This is a genomic window from Myxococcus sp. AM010, assembly GCF_013372585.1.
In the GTDB taxonomy this organism is placed as follows: domain Bacteria; phylum Myxococcota; class Myxococcia; order Myxococcales; family Myxococcaceae; genus Myxococcus; species Myxococcus vastator.
Genome location: NZ_JABXEO010000120.1, coordinates 1 through 18,917, shown reverse-complemented (window position 1 = coordinate 18,917; position 18,917 = coordinate 1). Strand labels below are relative to the sequence as shown.

General features: G+C 70.2%; 13 protein-coding genes. 6 read left to right on the top strand and 7 right to left on the bottom strand.

Annotated elements, in window-relative coordinates:
• Nucleotides 1-215: 215 nt before the first annotated feature.
• Together HV826_RS33530 and HV826_RS33525 are read right to left on the bottom strand one after the other, a co-directional pair.
• Nucleotides 216-1,025: a hypothetical protein gene (locus HV826_RS33530; RefSeq protein ID WP_407938451.1), complete on the bottom strand. Its 810-nt coding sequence runs from the start codon at nucleotides 1,023-1,025 to the stop codon at nucleotides 216-218.
• Nucleotides 1,026-1,163: 138 nt separating this feature from the next.
• Nucleotides 1,164-1,532, bottom strand: coding sequence for an arsenate reductase family protein (locus HV826_RS33525; protein ID WP_176421104.1), 369 nt, complete (start codon nucleotides 1,530-1,532; stop codon nucleotides 1,164-1,166).
• A gap of 105 nt (nucleotides 1,533-1,637) precedes the next feature.
• Between HV826_RS33525 and HV826_RS33520 the strand changes: the two genes are divergently transcribed.
• On the top strand, nucleotides 1,638-2,963 hold the full coding sequence (locus HV826_RS33520) for a right-handed parallel beta-helix repeat-containing protein (protein WP_176421103.1): 1,326 nt from the start codon (nucleotides 1,638-1,640) through the stop codon (nucleotides 2,961-2,963).
• A gap of 7 nt (nucleotides 2,964-2,970) precedes the next feature.
• Here the strand turns inward: HV826_RS33520 and HV826_RS33515 are convergent, their stop codons facing one another.
• The 3 genes from HV826_RS33515 to HV826_RS33505 all read right to left on the bottom strand — a co-directional run bounded on the left by HV826_RS33515 (nucleotide 2,971) and on the right by HV826_RS33505 (nucleotide 9,665).
• Nucleotides 2,971-4,035 (bottom strand): serine protease, encoded by a 1,065-nt coding sequence (locus HV826_RS33515; protein WP_176421102.1) that lies wholly within the window; start codon nucleotides 4,033-4,035, stop codon nucleotides 2,971-2,973.
• 14 nt (nucleotides 4,036-4,049) lie between these two features.
• The gene (locus tag HV826_RS33510) at nucleotides 4,050-8,693 is read right to left on the bottom strand and encodes a trypsin-like peptidase domain-containing protein (RefSeq protein WP_368671052.1); all 4,644 of its coding nucleotides are present in this window, start codon (nucleotides 8,691-8,693) and stop codon (nucleotides 4,050-4,052) included.
• 84 nt (nucleotides 8,694-8,777) lie between these two features.
• Nucleotides 8,778-9,665, bottom strand: a complete 888-nt coding sequence (locus HV826_RS33505; RefSeq protein WP_255208165.1) for a LysR family transcriptional regulator — start codon at nucleotides 9,663-9,665, stop codon at nucleotides 8,778-8,780.
• A gap of 261 nt (nucleotides 9,666-9,926) precedes the next feature.
• On the opposite strand from HV826_RS33505, the gene HV826_RS33500 reads away from it, so the two are divergent.
• The 4 genes from HV826_RS33500 (at nucleotide 9,927) to HV826_RS33485 (ending at nucleotide 15,422) form a co-directional block, all read left to right on the top strand.
• Nucleotides 9,927-11,294: an SBBP repeat-containing protein gene (locus tag HV826_RS33500; protein ID WP_255208164.1), complete on the top strand. Its 1,368-nt coding sequence runs from the start codon at nucleotides 9,927-9,929 to the stop codon at nucleotides 11,292-11,294.
• Nucleotides 11,295-11,370: 76 nt separating this feature from the next.
• Nucleotides 11,371-12,081, top strand: a complete 711-nt coding sequence (gene rpiA / locus HV826_RS33495; protein ID WP_176421099.1) for a ribose-5-phosphate isomerase RpiA — start codon at nucleotides 11,371-11,373, stop codon at nucleotides 12,079-12,081.
• Nucleotides 12,082-12,277: 196 nt separating this feature from the next.
• On the top strand, nucleotides 12,278-13,981 hold the full coding sequence (locus HV826_RS33490; protein ID WP_176421098.1) for a DUF1592 domain-containing protein: 1,704 nt from the start codon (nucleotides 12,278-12,280) through the stop codon (nucleotides 13,979-13,981).
• A 4-nt stretch (nucleotides 13,982-13,985) separates the two neighbouring features.
• Nucleotides 13,986-15,422, top strand: a complete 1,437-nt coding sequence (locus tag HV826_RS33485) for a DUF1552 domain-containing protein (protein ID WP_176421097.1) — start codon at nucleotides 13,986-13,988, stop codon at nucleotides 15,420-15,422.
• A 69-nt stretch (nucleotides 15,423-15,491) separates the two neighbouring features.
• Here the strand turns inward: HV826_RS33485 and HV826_RS33480 are convergent, their stop codons facing one another.
• Nucleotides 15,492-16,514 (bottom strand): metal-dependent hydrolase, encoded by a 1,023-nt coding sequence (locus tag HV826_RS33480; protein ID WP_176421096.1) that lies wholly within the window; start codon nucleotides 16,512-16,514, stop codon nucleotides 15,492-15,494.
• A 157-nt stretch (nucleotides 16,515-16,671) separates the two neighbouring features.
• Entirely contained in the window at nucleotides 16,672-17,982 is a 1,311-nt protein-coding gene (locus HV826_RS33475) for a pectin acetylesterase-family hydrolase (protein WP_176421095.1), read from the bottom strand.
• 212 nt (nucleotides 17,983-18,194) lie between these two features.
• On the opposite strand from HV826_RS33475, the gene HV826_RS33470 reads away from it, so the two are divergent.
• On the top strand, nucleotides 18,195-18,866 hold the full coding sequence (locus HV826_RS33470; RefSeq protein ID WP_176421094.1) for a hypothetical protein: 672 nt from the start codon (nucleotides 18,195-18,197) through the stop codon (nucleotides 18,864-18,866).
• Nucleotides 18,867-18,917 lie beyond the last annotated feature (51 nt).

Below are 18,917 nucleotides of genomic sequence, written 5' to 3'. Positions count from 1 at the left end.
CTGCGGACGGTTGCCAATGCGGGGGGACATGAGGGCTCCGGCGAGATTCCAGGGCGCCCGGAAGGACGCCATCTGTACCCATTTTCCGTGATCCCATTCCCCAGTTGCTTGGCCCCTTTAATTTTTGAGAATCGAGGCTCGAAATTTTCTCGAACCGAGTAAGTCTTCGTCCTACTCCGCGCGCGGATGTGGCTCAATGGGCGCCAGGGTAGGGCTCAGTGTGAGTGTGGGACGGAGTCAGGAGCGCCCGGGTGGGGCCTCAGCCGGCGGACGGCGCGCAGCAGGAGCTCCTCGTCCCGGGGGCTGGCGAGGAAGCCGCGCGCGCCGAGCTCGCGGGCCCGTTCGAAGTTCTCGTCATCGCTGCCGTGGACGATGAGGGCGCCCTGGATGTGGACCTCCCCGGCGAGCAGGCCCTCCATGGCCTGGAGGGGCGCGAGCACGACGTCCTCTGGCCCGGTGTGAAGCACCTCCAAGGGGGTGGCGGTGCGGGCCTGGAAGCCGTGCCTCGACAGGAGCCGGGAGATGAGCACCGCCGTGACGGGCGGCCACCCGTAGAGCAGCAGGGGACCTCCGGGCGCGAGCGTGGGGGGCGCGGGCGGCTCGGCGGGCGGCTTGATGCCATAGAGGTGGGCCAGCGCGCGGGTCAGCGCCGCGTCCGAGGCGATGTGCGCTTCGACGCGCGGCATGCCGGACACGGCGCGAACGGCGTCCACGGCCTCCAGCGACACGGGGGCGGGCAGCGCGATGTGGAGCACTTCCCGCTCGCCCTGGTCCAGCAGCACCTTTTCGATGCGCAGCGGGACGACCCGGTACTGGCGCGCCAGGCGAGCGGGGATGTGGTTCCTCAGCCCGGCGTCGGGCGGGCTGCGTTCCAGGTCCACCGCGTCCACGCCGAGCTGCTCGGAGAGTCCGCGAAGCACGTCGGCTTCGGAGCAGAGGCCCTCTCGCACCAGCGCCCGCCCGAGCGGGACATGCACCTCATGGTGATGCACCAGTCCCACCCGGAGCTGGGCGCGGTTGAGCACTCCCCGTTCCAGGAGAATCTCGCCGAGCGGACGTCGTGAGCCAGTCTCCATGAAGACATGAGGTCTTCACGCGACGCCCCGGCCGGCGAGAGGCGGCGGGCCGCGGGCTCGCCGGGTTGCCTGCCTTGCTGGCGGGGCTCAGCCGCGCGAGGCGAGGTGCTGCTCGTAGACCTCGGGCTTGAAGCCCACGAGGACGGCGTCGCCGGTGACGAGCACGGGGCGCTTCACCAGCTTTCCATCCGCGGCCAGCCACTCGACCAGCTCCGCGTCGCTGGCGGCATCCACCTTCGCCTTGCCGAGCGCGCGGTAGCTCTGGCCGCTGGTGTTGAGCCACTTGCGGACAGAGACACCGCTGCGGGCAATCCACTGCTTCAGCTCCGCCACGGTGGGCGGCAGGTCGACGATGGGGCGCACCTGGTGGGCGACACCTTGCTCCTGCAACCACTTCAGCGCCTTCTTGCAGGTGCCACAGCCCGAGTATGAGAGTACGAGGACGTCTTTCGCCATGCGCGCGCTTGTAACAGGGCACCCGCGCCCGTCCCAGCGGTGAGTCCCCGGGTCGTCCGGCCCCGGTTTGCGAGCCGCGAGCAGCGCGTGTTAGCGCCAAGGGACATGAAAGCCTTCCGCCGCTCGCGTTCGTTGTTCGCGCTTCCCGTGGTCCTGGTGCTTGCCGCCTGTTCGTCGGGGCCGGAGGACAGGCCCGCTCCCGGAGACGACGCGGGCGTGACGGACGGCGGCGCGGACGCGGGCACACCGGACAGCGGCACCGACGCGGGCGTGACGGACAGCGGCACCGACGCGGGCACACCGGACGCGGGGCCGGACATCGAGGTCCCCGAGGATGGCGGCACGATTGTCAGGGGGACGTTGACGGGGCGGCTCACGGTGGGGGGCTCGCCGTACCGGGTGGTGGGCGATGCGAACGGGGTCGTCACCATCCCCCAGGGGCAGGTGCTGACGGTAGGGCCGGGCGTCATCCTGGACTTCCGGGGCCAGCCGGAGGTGACGGAGCGGGACGTGGACTCGGACGCCCCCGACAACGTGATGAACCACCAGGCGGGCCGCGTGGAGGTCCGCGTGTACGGCGCCATCCAGGTCCAGGGAACGGCGGAGGCGCCCGTGCTGCTGACGTCCACCAATCCCCATGGCTGGTGGGGGATGAACTTCTACGGCGCCAGTTCGGTGGGCTCGGGCGACCCGGTGTTCGAGCACATGATTTTCGAGAAGGTGCGCAAGAATCAGTACAACAGCGATCGCGATTGGACGCGTGGCGCGCTGTGGGTCTACTACCCGGGACCGGTGACGATTACGGACTCGGTGTTCCGTGACAACGAGTCCTCCGCCAACTGCGGCGCGTTGGACCTGATGTTCACCGACGGCTCGCGGGTGGAGAACACCGTCTTCGAGAACAACCGCATCCGCGAAATCGACCGCTTCGCGCAGCCGGGCACCTCGTCGATGGCCGGGGGCGGGGCGGTGTGCATCACCCACGGGCGCAACACGGTGCTGCGTGGCAACACGTTCCGGGGCAACTTCGTGGAGGCCTTCGGTGGCTCGCTGACGAGCGACCTCTGGGACCGGCCCATCCTCACGTGGCCCAACCCGGGGGGCATCTTCGACCTGGGCGGTGGCGCCGCCATCCACTACTTCCAGCCGGACAATGACCTGCTGGAGGGCAACGTGTTCGAAAGCAACTTCATCCCCCTGGGGCCCGGCGCGGCCGTCCAGTTGGAGGACATGGGTGGCTCCCGGACCGTCATCATGCGAGGCAACCGCTTCGTGAACAACCGGGGTGGGGCCGGAGGCGTCATCACCTGCAACCGCGGCTCGAACACCGGCGAGCTGGTCATCACCCGCGACAACGTCTTCACCGGCAACACGGTGAATGGGCAGCCGGCCACGAACATGACGGGCGACTGCGGCGTGGTGACGCAGTAGCGGTTCCTCACGGATTTGCGAAGCGGACGCCCGCGCGGCTCAGCAGCGGGTCGTCCGCCAGTTGCCACAGCGCGACCGCGTGATTCTCCTGCCCGGTGCCACCGAAGTGCAGGCCGAGCACGGCGTGCGTCTCCAGGTCCACGATGGGGGAGCCGGAGCTGCCTCCCAGCGTGGAGCAGTCATGGGAGAGCTGTTGCCGGGCCGCGTCCAGAGAGAGCAGCTCCCCAGGCTGGAGCCGCTTCACGCCGAACGCGTCCTCGAAGATGCGCAGCAGCACCTCGGGCGGCGTGCGGCCGTGGTCCTTCATCGGGTAGCCCACGCAGTACAAGGCGCGGGAGTCCGCCGTGTCCGGTGCCTGGGTGGCGAGCCGCAGCGGGGCGGGACGCAGCACCGCGCCCGTGGGCGCGCCCAGGCGCAGCAGCGCCAGGTCATGCACGGTGTGAATCGCCGCGACGCCCTGGATGGGGAAGGTGGCCTGGGCATCGCGCTGGTGTTCACCCAGCCAGTCCACCCGGGGCACCACGCCGAGCCGCAACAGCCACTGGTCCTTCGCCTGCCGGCAGAAGTGCTGCGCGACGTGGCGGTTGGTCATCACCAGCTCATCCGTCACCAGGAAGCCCGTGCCGAGCATGCCGCTCCCGGCCAGCTCGACGCGCCCGGTGGCGTCGATGGTCCGCTCGATGGGCTCACGGTGCTGCTCCAGCACCTCCCACCCCACGGGCGGCGCACCGAAGCTGCCGTTCCGGATGGCGAGGGCAGGGCGGCCGAAGAAGGCGACGACCGTCTCCAGCGCCGTCCGCTCGGTGACGGATAGCGGTGTGTCCTCCCCTGAGTGCTCCAGCCGCGCGAGGACCTGAGCGCCCGTCGTCAGCAGGGCACGCAGTTCGTCGCGCAGTGCGTCGGCGGTCACCTTGCCGACGACGGACGTGTGCACGCGCCAGGACGGTGGGAAGTGCGTGGCGACGAGCGCCTCCACGCCGTCAGGGCGTAGCGCCTCGCGGACCTTCGACAAGTCGCGGAGGGTGCGGTGTGCCCGGTGCATCGGCTTGGGGCCTTTCGCGGTGGCGCTCATGGAGACGTCATTCCTCACGGCCTCGGAGGGCCCGCCAAGGGGGCCGCTGGGAGAAGGGAGGGGTCGCAGATGGCCTGGACCGGTGCGTACTCTCGCCGTCCGCGCATGAGCGTGCAGGCCTGTCGCAGCAGGTCATCCATCCGGAGGGAGAAGAGATAGGCGCCGTCCGAGTCGAAGGACGCGACGCGCGTGCCTGCCGCGTCGGCCGTCATCTCCAATCCGGAGTGGCCGCCATGATGCAACCCGGCCACGTGTCGACCATCGGCGGTCCGCCAGAAATGGAGCCTGCCTGACATGTCCGAGATACCGAAGCGCTCCTGTGCGTGATGGACCCGCACCTGGGTATTCGTGCTCAGGTTGATTCTGCGCACGAGCGCGCCCGTCGTCGGGTCGAAGAGGTGGATGGCGTTGTCCGTCACCGCGATGAGCCGGGAGGTATCCGGCGAGAAGGAGAGCGCCTTGACCTTCCCGTCGATGGCCGCCAGGGGCTGCGGCCGTCCGTGTGTGGCGTCGAAGAGGTAGGCCTGCCCCATCCAGTAGACGTCGGGGTGGTTGGCCACCGCGAAGTACTTCGAGTCCGGTGAGAACGCGGTGACGGCGGTGCCCTGGCTCGTAGGCAGCGGTGCCAGCCGCTTCCCCGTGGCGCTCTCCCAGAGGGCGGAGGACTCGGGCACGTTGGAGATGGTGACGAAGCGCTCGCCGTTTGGGGAGAACGAGGCGCCGTGTGACGTCATCGTCGATGTGGCCAGGGGCGCTTCGTGCGTGAGCCGGCAGGCCTCGGTGGAGCCCAGGTAGACGGCGCGGTAATCCTCGATGGCGAAGTGCTTGCCGTCTGGGGAGAACTCGACGCGGGCGCTTGGTGAGAACGTCGTCGTTGTCTGGCATCCGTCCTCGCCAGTCGCCCCCTCCCGCCGGAGGTGAGCGCGAGCGCGCGGCGTGGCCACGGCGCGCTGCCAGCTCCAATGGGCAGGAAGCGAGGTCAGGTGGATGCCTGCTTCGATGGGCGGCGGCTGAGAGCGCGGTCCATGCGCCGCGTGGTTCACATCCCAGAACTGGACCTTCACGCCACAGCGGACGGCGAGGAACTGGCCGTCGCGTGAAAAGGCGCCCTCCAGCGGCGGATGCATGCCGGTGACGTCACAGTCTCCCAGCGCCGTCGTGGTGGCCGTCCGCCTGTCGACGAGCGAGAGCTGGCCGCTTTGTGGCTCCCGCACCACCATCCAACGCAGGTCCCCGGACACGGCGAAGCCGCCCGGCACGTATTCGTCCCAGGTGGTGATATCGAGGCTCATCCGCGTCAGGCCGGGATCGGCCTGGACGAGCAGCGAGCGTCCATCCGGCGCGACCAGGGCGCGCTCCGCCCGATAGTCCAGGGGCCCCTTGCGGAACATCCAGCGCTGGGTGGCCTGGGGAAACCGGATGTAGGGATGCGCGCCGGAGAGCGCATCGGCGAACTCGGCGACGCGGCGTCCATTTTCGAAGATGCGTCCGAAGAGAGGGTTGGGCGTCCAGCGTGGTCGCCTCCGCGGGAACTCCGCGCGGCCCTGGGCTGCGCCGGGGGCTTTGTCACAGAGGCGAACGGCGAGCGCCGCGGAGAAGACGTCGTCGAAGGCCCAGAGGCTGCAATCGTCGTCGAAGGACGGCATGAGCGCGTGCCCTTCGAGTTTCGTCAGGGTGCGCAAGTTCCTGCCCGAGGGCACGTCTATCAAATGGAGGCTCACGTCTCCGCGCCGATCGCCGAGCACCGCCAGCTTGCTCGAAGGGGAGAAGGCGACCGAAGGGCCCGGGTCATGCGTGGTGATGCACCGGATACGGCGCGCCTCGGAGGTCAGGTCGTAGAGGCACGTCGTCTCTTCACCGCCCACCCAGGCGTAACGCGCGTCGCCCGACAACACGGCTTGGGTACAGGGCTCCTGGAAGGTCAGCTCGCGCAGCTTCTGGCCGGTGTTCGCGTCCCAGAGCTTCACCGTGCGGTCGAGGCTGGCGGACAACACGCGGTCGCCGCGCTCCGAGAACGAGATGGCGGTGACCTGGTCCTGGTGGGCTTCCGGGAGGGAGGGCACGGAGCCCGAAGCGCTCCACCGCAACAGGGCACCCTGGCGGCTCCCCAGCCAGAGCGTTCCATCTCCAGGTGAGAAGCCAAAGGCGTGCGTGTCCACGCCTGAAACGTCGGCGTGCAGCGAACGCATGCACTCCATCGGCGCGCCTTCCGGGCACAGGTCGACGGACTCGAACTCGCGCAGCAGGCGGGCGGTGCGGACGTCCCAGAGCCGGCTGACGAACCGCATGGACGGAGACAGCACGATGCCGCGAGTGACGAGATGCCGTGAGTCCGGGGAGAACGCGCCGACGGTGCGCGCCTCGAGCTCCGTGGACAAGGGCGCGGAGTAGAGGAACGCGATGATGGACTCGGTCAGCGCTTCCGTCACTTCATCCTGGGCCGCGTCCAGGCCTTCCTGGGGGCTTCCCGCGAGCTGGATGGCCCGGGTGAGCGCCTCCACCTCGCGCCCAGGGCTGCGCGACAGGCTCACCACGGCGTCGGCTTCGGAGATGCGCAGTTGCTGGGAGAGCCGTTTCGAGGTCGCTGCCTCGGCGGCCACGGCCAGCTCGGCGGCATCCTTCGCTTCCACGGCCTGTTTCTCTGACGCCACCGCCCGGAGGTAGAACCCGCTCACGCCTAGCAGGGCACTGACGGAGGCGCCCAGGGCTAGCCACAGGTTTCGTCGTGCCCGTCCTTGCCGCCGCCGCGCTGCTTCCTGGCCGCGCAGGACGTACCGTTGGGCCAGCGCGCTCGTCTGGTGCGCATGGAGGGCAAGCATCGCCTGCGCGCGGGTGAGCGCCTCGCCTCGCGGCAGCCGGTGCTCGGCTTCCTGGCGCTGCCGGGCGCGCTCCGCTTCCCACCACCGCTCCGCGTCGGCCTGCACGGCTTCGTGCCAGCGCCGGAAGGCCCGGTCCTCGGTGCGCAGCTTCACGAAGCGTTGCCAGTGCGTGAGGAGCGCGTCGTGAATCAGCTCCACCGTCTCTCGCCGCTGATGGCCATCCTGGGACGTCACCAGGAGCCGCCCGTTGACGAGCACCTGGAGCACCGCGTCCACCTCGGCCTGCTCACCCAGACGCCCGCGCAGCACCTCCAGCGGCACCCGGCGTCCCTTGTCCTCCAGGCCGCTGTCCGCCTCACCCAACTGCACCAGCTCCAGCAGCAGCCGGTCCGCCAGCCGGCGCTCCGAGGGCTTCAGCGGTTCGTAGACGCTGTCCGCCCAGCGCGCCAGGGCGCCGAGCAGCCCCGCGCTGGCGTTGAAGGACTCCAGGGTCATCGCGCCATCTCGCGACGCCTGCCACAGCTGCGTCAGCGCGACCTCCAGCAACGGGAGCACGGTGACGCGAGCGCCCGCGCCGGACTCCACGCGGAACTCCTCCTGCGCGGCCAGGGCGATGGAGTCCACCACCTCGGGCGGGTCGAAGCGCAGGCCCACCTCCCGGGCCGGGCCGGAGATGATTTCCCGAAGCTCCGAGGGCGTCAGCACCGACGGCACCTGCACCCGGTGCTCACCGAGCAGGGAGCGCAGCCTCGGCGCGCGCTCGGACAGCACCGCGTCGAACCCCTCGCGCAGCGCCACCACGCACGTCACTGGCAACGACGCGTCCGCGAGCGCGGAGAGCTGCTGGAGGAAGCGTTGATGCCGCGCCAGCTCCGAGCTGCTGCCGCGCAGGAGCACGTCCTCCAACTGGTCGATGACCAGCACCAGCCGCTTGCCTGGCTCCGGGTTCGCGGTCCGCCACGCCTGGACGCGCCCCGCCAGCTCCTCTCCAGCGGGCAGGCCCGCGCCCTCCAGCGCGGCGAACGGCTCGAGTCCCGGGCGCAGGGCCCGGACGTCCCAGTGCTGGCTGCCCGGAATGGACGTTCCACTCCGCAGCGCGGGAATCAGCCCCGCGTGGAGCAACGACGACTTGCCGCTGCCCGAAGGGCCGGAGACCTCCACGAACCGGGGCAGCTTCGCCAGCAGCGGCAGCAGTTGCTCGTCCAGCACCCGGCCGCGTCCCTTCCAGAACCGCGCGTCCGATTCACGGAACGACGCCAGGTCCCGGTAGGGGCAGTCCTCGGAAGCGCGCAGCGCCGGACAGCGCGCGAGCAGCTGCTCCGTGGGCGTCGCATACGCCTCCCGCGCCTCCGAGGCCGCGGCCTTGAAGCGCACCACGCCCACCACGCGCCGCGTCTGCTCATCGAAGAGGGGGCTGCCGCTGAAGCCCTCCCGGATGTCCGAGCCGTGCAGCAGCAGCTTGCGGAAGTCGCCGTCCCCCGTCGCGTAGCCGATGGTGCCGCGGGCCCAGGTGCCCGTGTCATCGAAGCCCCGTGGAAATCCGAACGTGGCGAAGCGGTGGTCCGCGCTCCGCTCCGCGCTGCCCAGGGGGAGCGGGGTGGAGGGCCCTCGGAGCGGGCGCGTCAACTCCAGCACCGCGAGGTCCGCCACCTCGGTCGGGCTCGATGCGTCGAGCCGCAGCCGCGCCGAGGCCTTCTCGTGGCTCTGAAGCACCTCCAGGCAGATGGCGTCTCGCTCGGTGTCGCCGAGCGTGTCGAGCACGTGCCAGCACGTCACCACCAGGCGCTCGGTGACGAAGAACCCTGTTCCGAGGACGTGCTGCCGATCCCTGCTCAACACGCGAACGACGCCTTCTCGGAGGTCACTGCCTTTCATGGTGCACGCGAAGCTAGCACGCGCACCCAGCGCTGATTCCAGGCGCACTCAGGAGGTGGATTCCGTCTCCGTGAGCGCTTCCACGACACGGCGGGCGGCCCGCCCCAGGGTGATGCCCGCGCGATGGTGGAGCTGGGGATGGAACGCGTGGGTGGCGTCGCCCGCCAGCTTCAGGGCCTTCAGCTCGCCCCGGCGCAGCTCGCGGGCGGCCATGTATTCGGGCAGCCACCCGAAGCCCAGCCCCTCCATGATGGCGGCCTTCTTCGCCGCGAAGTCATTGAGGTGCACCGTGGAGCGCGTCTCCAGCGCGCCGGTGCTGAGCTGGAGCCGCGGGTCCGAGCCGCGCACCGTGAGCACCAGGTGCTCGGCCAGATCCTCGTCCTTCAACGGTCCCCTCCGCCGGGCCAGGGGATGTCCCCGGTGGGCCACCAGGATGGCCTTGAGCTCCGGCAGGCGGTACGTGCGCAGGCCCGGCACGGTGGGCGGCAGCAGCGTCACCATCAGGTCCGCCTCCTCGCGCGCGAAGGCCGCCTCCACGCCGGAGAGGAACTCCGCGGAGACGTGGAAGCGGGTGCTGGCGCCCTCGGCGCGCAGCTCCTTCACCACGCGAAGCAAGGGCTCGGCGGGGAAGATGCCGTCGAAGACGATTCGCAGCGCGGGCTCCCAGCCGGCGCGAATCTCCGCGCACGCCGCCTCCAGCTCGCGCTCGGCGACCAGCAGCTTGCGGCAGTGCTCCAGGATCCGTTCCCCGGCGGGCGTCAGCCGGGTGCGGTAGCCGCGCCGGTCGAGCAGCGTCAGCTCCGTCTGCGTCTCGAGCGTGCGCAGCGCGTACATCACCGCCGTGTGTCCCTTGCGCAGGGCCTCCGCCGCGGCGGTGAAGGTGCCGTGGCGGGCGAGGGCGTCCAGGGCGCGGGCCTGCTCCAACGTGACGTTCATGCCCGACATTGTGCAATTTTCAGACAAGCCCAGGCACTTCTTTGGGGAAGGCCCCCATGGCTTGTTCATGCCCGGGGTTCGCGGGACTTGGAGCCTCTAATCCGGAGTAGCCGGGTTTGTGTTTCACGCGCAGTCTCAAGTGACACGGTGCCAACACGCCGCGTCACGTATTTCCCTCTCGGGGACGTCGTCGTTCGGGATTCTCAATGTCTGCTGGCTGCGTAGAGTGCGGGCAGAGATTTTCATCCCGAGGAGTCGCCCATGGTTCGTGGTTGGCAGCGGTGGAGCGCGTGCGGAGTCCTGGGTGGGTGGGCGCTGCTGAGTCTTCCCGGGGCCGCGCTCGCGAAGGCGCCTCCGCTGCAGCAGGTCACCAGCTGGGTGCACCAGTCCGGCAGCCCGCGGGACGAGCTGGCACAGGCGGTCACCACCTCGGGCGACGCCGTCTATACGGCGGGCTACACCAGCGGGCAGCTCGGCGCGGACCCCTCGGCGGGGGGCCAGGACGCCTACGTTTCGAAGTACGACGCCGCGGGCGCGCTGCTGTGGACGCGGCAGTTGGGAACGTCCGCGAACGACCGTGCGCTCGCGGTGTCCGCGGATGAGGCCGGCAACGTCTACGTCGCGGGCTACACGTGGGGCAGCTTCAGCTTCTACGAGAACGCCGGCGGCACGGACTTGTTCATGGCGAAGTACGACGCGAAGGGCGTCTTCCAGTGGGTCCGGCAGTTCGGCACCGCCACGGATGACTACGCCACGGGCATCGCCGCCACACGGCTGGCGTCACAAGACGCCGTCTTCGTCAGCGGCTACTCGCTGGGGCGCTTCGATGGCTCGGCCCCGCAAGGCAACTACGACGTGGTGGTGGCCAAGTTCGACACGGGCGGCAATCCCTATTGGCTGCGGCAGTTCGGCTCCGCGCGCAGTGACGTGGCGCTGGGCGTGGCCGTGAGCCGCGACGAGGACGTCTACGTCACCGGCTACACCTTCGGCAGCCTCGACGGCGTGACGAACCCGGGCAACACGGTGGACCTGTTCCTGACGAAGTACAGCGTCCTGGGCGAGCCGCGGTGGATTCGACAGCTCGGCTCCTCGCATGACGAGTTCGGCACCGGCGTCGCGGTGGCGGACGATGGCGGCGTCTACGTGTCGGGCTACACGTCGGGCGCGCTGGAGGGAGACGTCCGCCTGGGGTCCTATGACGCCGTGCTGGTGAAGTACGACACCGAAGGCAACTGGCATTGGACGCGGCAGCTGGGCACGGCGACCACCGACTACGCGCAGTCGGTGGCGGTGGGCAAGGAGGGCCGTGTCTACCTGGCGGGGTTCACCTCCGGCGCCATGGGCGGCGAGCCGTCGCTCGGGAGCACCGACATGTTCCTGGCCAGCTACGACAGCCACGGCACGTGGCTGGATTTCCGGCAGGTGGGCTCCGCGGCGGCGGACCGTGGCCAGGGCGTGGCCACCGCGCAGGACGGCGCCGTCTATCTGGTGGGCTCCACCTTGGGGCAGGCGTCCAGCTTCCCCAGCGCGGGTGGCTACGACGCGGTGCTGTACCGCTTCCTGGATGGCGCCACGTTGCCGGATGAGCCAGGGCCGTGGGGACCCCGAGGGGACTCCAAGGGCCTCTGAGTCGTTCGCCGTCCAGCACGGGACATCGCGCGCGGGGACGCTCCGCCAGCGCGCGCCGCCGCGCTACGCTTCCGCCATGAGCCAGCAGGGCGACGGCGCGGCGACGGCCCGCTACAAACAAGCGGCCGCTGAATGGGCGGTGGACGGCTTCCTCCAGCCGGGCATGGTGGTGGGGCTGGGCACGGGCAGCACCGCGGCCTTCGCCGTCCAGCGGTTGGCCGCGCTGCGCGCGCGGGGGCGGCTGTTGGACGTGGTGGGCGTGCCCACCTCCCGCGCCACGGAGGCGCTGGCGCGCTCATGGGGCGTGCCCGTGACGACGCTGGACGCGCACCCCGTGCTGGACGTCACCATCGACGGCGCGGACGAAGTGGCGCCGGACCTGTCCCTCATCAAGGGCGGAGGTGGCGCGCTGCTGCGCGAGAAGATCGTCGCGCAAGCAAGCCAGCGCGTCGTCATCGTGGTGGACACGGGAAAGCTGACCCCCGTGCTGGGCACGCACGGGCCGGTGCCGGTGGAGGTGCTGGCGTTCGGTTGGCGCTCCCAGGCGCGGTTCCTCGAGTCGCTCGGCGCGCGCGTCTCCGTCCGGCACGGCGCCGGCGGCGCGCCCTTCCTCACGGACCAGGGCAACCTCGTGCTCGACTGTGCCTTCGGTCCCATGGACGCGCCCGCGTCGCTGGCCGCGAGCCTGGGCGCGCGCGCGGGAATCATGGGCCACGGTTTGTTCCTCAACCTCACCACGGACCTGGTGGTGGCCGGGCCGCGCGGCGTGGAGCACCGCGCGCGGTGAAGTCAACTCGGTGTGCCCGCACACCCGGAGTCCTCCCGCACCCAGAAGACAAACAGCGTCAACGTAGGCGGCTGTGTGGCCAGTATTTTATGTATTCCTTGCATTCACCGCTTCGCGGCGCCAATCCCAGCGCAATCCCGCAGCTTGCCTGGACGTCCAGGGGCTTTGAAGCGCCGCGCTAGAATCGTGACGGAGCGTGTCGGTGAAGCGGTTAGAATCGTCCGCCAGCCAGCACTTCAGAGGGGGCCCATCTGGGGGGAGCTGGTCCGAGGGTGCCTTGCGTATGCGACTCTTCCGTTTCTCCGTTTCCGCGGCCTTGCTGCTGTCAGCGGCGTCGTGCTCTTCCGACAAGCCCTCGCCAGGGGCGCCTCCTGAAGTCGACGAGGCCTCGGCGACGCGTGTGCGGCGCATGACGCGCGCGGAGTACGACAACAGCGTCAACGCCATCTTCCCCACGACGGTGCCGCTGGTGATGACGTACGCCTTCGCGCCGGAGGACACCATCCTCGGGTTCTCCACCCACGACCGGCTGCAGGTCACGTCCTTGCTGGCGGACCAGATTGACGTGGCCGCCAACAACCTCGCCGAATACGGCAAGGTTCAGCTGCGCGCGGACTGGACGTGCGCGGCGGACGTGCCGGAGCTGGAGTGCGCGGAGAAGTTCATCCGCGGCATCGCCTCGCGCGCCTACCGCCGGCCCGTCACCGATGACGAGGTCGCCGACTTCCTGGTGCTGTGGCGGGAGGCGCGCAAGGGGACGGACCCGGCCACCTCTGCGCGCGTCGTGCTCCAGGGCATCTTCTCCTCGGCGTCCTTCCTGTATCGCACCGAGCTGGGCGCGGAGGGCGCGGGCGCCAACCAGGTGGTGCGGCTGACGCCGCATGAGGTCGCCACCGCGCTGGCCTTCGCCATCACCGCCGGCCCCGCTGACGCGGCGCTGCTGGCCGCGGCGGAGGCGGGCCAGCTCGACTCTCCGGACGAGCGTGAGAAGCACGCCCGCCGGCTGCTGGCCACGCCCGCGGCGCAGAAGCACCTGTACCGCTTCATCGAGGAGTGGATGGGCCTCACCGGCCAGGCCAACCTCACCAAGAACAACCAGGTGTTCCCGGCCTTCAGCGCGGCCTTCAAGGTCTCCAGCCAGGCGGAGACGCGGGACTTCATCAACCACATCCTGAAGGAGCGCAACGGCTCCGTCCGCGAGCTGCTCAACGCCGACTACACCTACGCCGACGCGCGCATGGCGTACTTCTACGGCTCCCAGCCCACCACGCCGGACGGCACCCCGGGCCGGCTGCCGCTGCCGCCCGAGCGCGCGGGCATCCTCACCCACGCCAGCGTGCTGGCCACCTACGCGCTCTTCGACTCCAGCTCGCCCATCCGCCGCGGCAAGTTCATCCTGCACCGGCTGCTGTGCCGCGAGGTGCCGCCGCCGCCGGCCACCATCTCCATCATCCCGCCGGAGCCGGTGCTGGACCGCACCACGCGTGAGCGCTTCGCCGCCCACACCAACAACCCGACGTGCGCGAGCTGCCACCGGACCCTGGACCCCATCGGCTTCGGCTTCGAGGACTTCGACGGCCTGGGCAAGCACCGCACGGAGGAGAACGGCCTGGCGGTGGATGCCTCCGGCGCCGTGGAGCTCGCCCATGGCACCGTCCCCTTCACGGGCGCCGCGGCGCTGGCCCGCGTGCTGGCGACCAGCGATGACGTGGGGGACTGCGTGCCGCTCCAGCTCTTCCGCTTCGCCATGGGACGTGACGAGGCCCCCGTCGACGAGCACATGCTGGCCGACATGCGGTCCATGTTCCGGGCCAACCCGGAGTGGCGGCTGGGCGACGCGCTCGTCGGCCTCGTGCGCTCCCCGTATTTCGTCCACCGGCGTACCTCTTCCCCCGAGTAGCCCCATGCTCCGCGAACTTTCCCGACGCTCCCTGCTCCAGGCGCTGGCCGGCTCGACGGCGGCGCTCCCCTTGGCCAACCTGCTCGGCACCACGGACGCCTACGCCCAGGGCACCGCGCCGCCGCTGCGCTTCGTGGCCCTGTTCACCTCTCACGGCTGCCTTCCGGAGTTCTGGAATCCCCAGGGCTCGGAGTCGAACTTCACGCTCGACTTCCCCAACTCCATGCTCGCGCCGCTCCAGCCGCACCGGGACAAGCTCCTGGTGCTGGACGGCCTGGACTACCAGGTCCTCTACGAGCAGGGCTTGACGGGCCATGAAGGCGGCCCGGTGACGTTCCTCACCGGCAGCAAGGTGAACACCGGCAGCGGTGACCACCTGCCGGAGAGCGCCTCGCTGGACCAGGTGCTGGGCAACCACATCGGCGGTGGCACGCGCTTCCGCTCCCTGCAGCTCAACGCCTGGGAGCAGTTCGGCGGCCAGCACGTCTACAACAGCATCAGCTTCACGGCGAACGGCTCGCGCGTCCCCTTCGAGCGCGACCCGGCCAACGTGTACCAGCGCCTCTTCGGTAACGCGCCCTCGCCTACGGCCGACCCGGCGCAGGTGGAGGGCAACCGGGCGCGCCGCAAGAGCCTGCTGGACTTCCTGGTGAAGGACGCCACGCGCCTGCGCAACCGCCTGGCGGGCGCCGAGCGCCAGAAGCTGGAGACGCACCTGGAGGCGCTGCGCGACATCGAGCGGCGCCTGGGCACGCTGAGCACGGACCCGGCGCCCACGCCCCAACTGCAGTCCGGAGACGCCGCGTGCGCCGCCGGCCTCTCGGTGCCGTCCTATGGCCTGGGCGGCCTGGGCAACCTCGGCAACATGCCGACGCTGACGCGGCTGCACCTGGACCTCATCGCGCGCGCCTTCGCGTGTGACCTCACGCGCGTCGTCACCATGACGATTCCGGGGCCGTCCATGCCCTGGCTGGGCATCCACGAGGACACGCACAACGACCTGGCCCACCTGCTGGACGTGCAGGAGGAGCCCCGCCGGTCCGACATCCGCGCGAAGATGGTGCAGGTGCAGCGGTGGTACGCCGAGCAGCTCGCCTACCTGATGACCCAGCTGGCCGCCATCCCGGAGGGCAGCGGCACCGCGCTGGACAACACACTCATCTACTGGGGCAACGAGCTGGGTGACGCGTCCGGCCACATGAACGTGCGCGTCCCCACCGTGCTCGCGGGCGGGGCGGCAGGCCGCTTCCGCATGGGCCGCTTCCTGCGCGTGCGCCCCGCGGGCTCCAACCCGCTGGGCGGCTGGACGGGCCCCGGCACGCCGCTCACGGGCGCAGTGGCGCACAACAAGCTGCTGGTCTCCATTGCCCGGGCCTTCGGCGTGAATGTGAATACGTTCGGCCACCCCGACTACACGGGGGAGCTGCCGGGCCTCACCTGAGCGGCGCTCGGACATGAAGTCCGGGCCCCGGTGGAAGCGGTGTGCTTCCGCCGGGGCCTTCGTGTTTCTTCAGGGCGCCGCGGTGGTGGGCGGGGGGGCCTCGCCCCGCCAGCGGCGCAGCAGCTCGCTGGCGCTGCCGCCGCGTTCCAGCTGGGCGTGAGTCACGGCGTTGGACGCGTCCAGGTGGATGACGAAGGCCAGCGTCGGCTCGCCGCGCAGGTGGTAGCGCAGGTCGGCGATGCGCACCCTCCGGCCACCGTCCTCGAGCGGCTCCCACTGCACGAGCGGGAAGCGGGCCCAGGCGAGCGCCTCGCGCACCGTCGGCACGGCCCGCACGTCCTCCGGCAGCGTGCTTCCGAAAGCCTCCGCGCGCCGGGCCTCGGCGGGCGGGCCCAGCACAGAGACAGCTCCGGCGGCGAAGACGTCGCCGGGCAGCGTGGCCACGTAGCGCCACGTGCTCACGGAGAAGGGCTGGGGAAAGACGCGCACGGCCTGCGCGGCGGGGTAGGCCGCCTCCACCCGCTGCGTCAGCACGGCCCAGGTGGCCACGCGGAAGCCCACGTACACGACGGAGCACGCCGCGCTCCACAGCAGCGCCCGTCGCCAGGCCGCGCGCCGGCGCCAGGCCAGGACCGCGCCGGCGAGCAGGGGCAGCGTCACCCAGGGGTCCACCACCATCGTCCAGTCCAGGCTCAGGCGGCTGTCGGAGAAGGGCAGCAGCACCCGCGTCCCCCAGCCCGTCCACAAGTCGGGCAGCAGGTGCGCGAAGACGACGGAGGCCAGGCTGGTGAGGAACACGGGCGCCAGCCGCGCGCCGCGGAAGCAGGCGCGGGCGGCCAGCGTGGCGGTGAGCGCCACCAGCGGCGCGGCGATGAGCGCGTGGGACAGCCCCCGGTGGGCCTGGAGCGCCACCGTCACCGCGTCGCCGCGCGCCAGCAGGGTGTCCAAATCTGGCAGCTCCGCGGCGAGCACCGACGCCACCAGCACCGCGCGGTCCGTGGGGGAGGCGCGCTCCGGGGCGCCGGGGCGCACGTCGGGCCCGCGCATGGCGCCAATGGCGAGCCCGAGCAGTCCGTGGGTGAGGTTGTCCATGACGTGGCTTCGTCTACCGCCCCTCGGGCCGCGTGGCCAGCGGCGGGGGAGGCGCCATCCGCCCGGCCCCTGAAACGGCGAAGCGGGACGCCAGGAATCCTCTGGCGTCCCGCTCCAGGTGTGGCGTCACCGGGCCAGGCCCGGCGTCAGACGGTGGCTACCCGCCCAGCGCGCCGTTGATGAGCGGCGCGACAATCTGCATGCCCGGGTCCTCGGCGTTGTAGCCGTTGGCGGGCTCGTAGATGCGGATGCGCTGGTTGCCGTTGATCCACCGCGACAGGAACGTGTCCATGCCCACGAACTCGCTGTAGCACTTGTACGTCTGGCTCCACGGGAACTCGAGGTACTCGTACCAGTGGCGCTTCTTCTCCATCTGCTGGCAGGCGTGCGCGCCGATGAAGGTGATGATGGTGCTGCAGTGGCTGGAGTTGATGGCGCGCTCGTGCGGGATGAAGTAGCTGAAGTTGTTGTACTTGTTCAGCTCGGTGACCAGCGCGTCCTGGTCCTGCTTCCAGTAGCCCAGCACGGACTCCTTGTCGTTGGGCGCGTGGAAGCGCTCATAGGAGAAGCGCGAATAGTTGTAGTCGCGCGAGTAGCCCGTGTAGGCCAGCTGGTCGTTGGGGAACTCCTGCGCCACCATGCGGTTGATGGTGCCGAAGTCGCCCTGGCTGAACGTGCCCGGCAGCAGCGAGAAGACGGAGTTCAGATTCCACGACTGGCGAATCTTCTCGTGCAGCGCGCGCGAGCGGAAGTTCGCGTTGGGCGCCAGGAAGATGGGGCCGGAGTCGTTGAGCAGGTAGCCCTGCGCCGGGTTGATGGCCTTGCGCACGAAGTAGTAGCCGGCCGCCGTCGCCGTGCCACCCGCGCTGTAGCCCGTCATCAGCATCTTCTGGACGTTGGGGAACTGCGTCTTCGCGTAGTTCGCCACCGCCAGCGTGTTGACGTAGCCGTTGTGGTGCCACGTCAGCGGCGGGTTCTGCCCCGTCGAATCGACGTAGGTGGCCGCGTTGTTGCCCACGTGCACGTCACCGGTGCAGTACGGCACGTAGACGATGTTCCAGTTCTTCGTCACCAGGTCCGTCTTGCTGCGGCCCGGCAGGCCCGGGTCCGCGCCGTTGACGAGCGGCGACACGTACTTGGCCGTGAACTGGGTGATGTAGTCGTCGGCGATGCCGTTCGGGTTGGCGGCGCCCAGCTGGCCCGCGCGGCCGCTACACGTGTCGTAATCCCAGCACGCGCCGCCACCCTCGAAGAGGAACATCAGGTTGGGCGAACCCGTGCGGTGCACCCAGAACTTGAACTGGGAGCCATTGCCACACTTGGTTCCCGGCAGCTCCACCTTCTGCCAGTTGTAGTTGTTGCCACCGTCCACCAGCACGTCGACGATGGAGGACATCACCACCTCCGCGCGTGCGGCTGCGGGCACGAGCGCGGCGGCCGTGAGTCCTGCAAGGACCAGGTTCTTCATTCGGGGACCTCCGGGTTTAGTTGGAAAAGCCGTGTATACAATGGCGTTGCATCAGAGTCAGGAGGTTTGTGGTTGTTTCATGTCGCCGACGAGCGGGACGTAGGTGCCGCATTGCGCTAAAGAGACAACGCATTGCGGCATTGGAGTAATGCATTGCGCCATTCGCGGTGGGAGGTTGCCGGGCCCACGCCGTGCGCGGTATTCGGAGCAGCATGGCCGTGAATGCATGGAGGAAGGGCCTGCCCGGCCTCGTCTTGGCGACGGTCCTCGTGGTGGCGGCGCTGGTGTACGCGCTTCGCCAGGACGCGGAGCCGGTGACGCCGGAGGTGCCCGCCGTCGTCCAGACGGCCGCCACGCCCGTGGCGCCGCAGGCCGTGGCGCGCACGCCGCCGCCTCCGCCGCGGGCCACGCCGCCGCCGTTGGACCTGACGCGGCCGCCCGAGGAAGTGCCGGACGACAACGCGCCCAAGGTGCACCCGGTGGACCTGCAGGTGATTCGCGCGAAGCTGCCCGACAACCTCTACTGGCGGATGGGCGCGCCCACCCAGGACCCGGCCGAGCTGGAGCGCCGCGAAGGGGAGTCCCGCCGCTGGAACGAGCTCTATGGCAAGGTGCTGTCCGCCGATGCCACGGTGGAGCAGATTCGCGAGTACTACGGCCACCGTCGGCAGGTTTCCGAGGACTTCATCACCTTCTCCACCGAGGTGCTGACCCGGTTCGGTGACGTGCTGCCGGAGCGGGATCGGGGACTCTACGAGCTGAGCATCAACATGCACCGCACGCGGCTGGCGGAGCTGCCGGGGCAGGAGCAGGACGCGCTTGACCGGCGGGAAGCCCAGGAGCGCCGCCGCGAGGCGTGGCGCCAGGGCCAACAGTCACCCTGAGCGCTCTTTCGGGCGGCCGGGGGGACTGTCCACCTCCGGACAGTGTCTCCG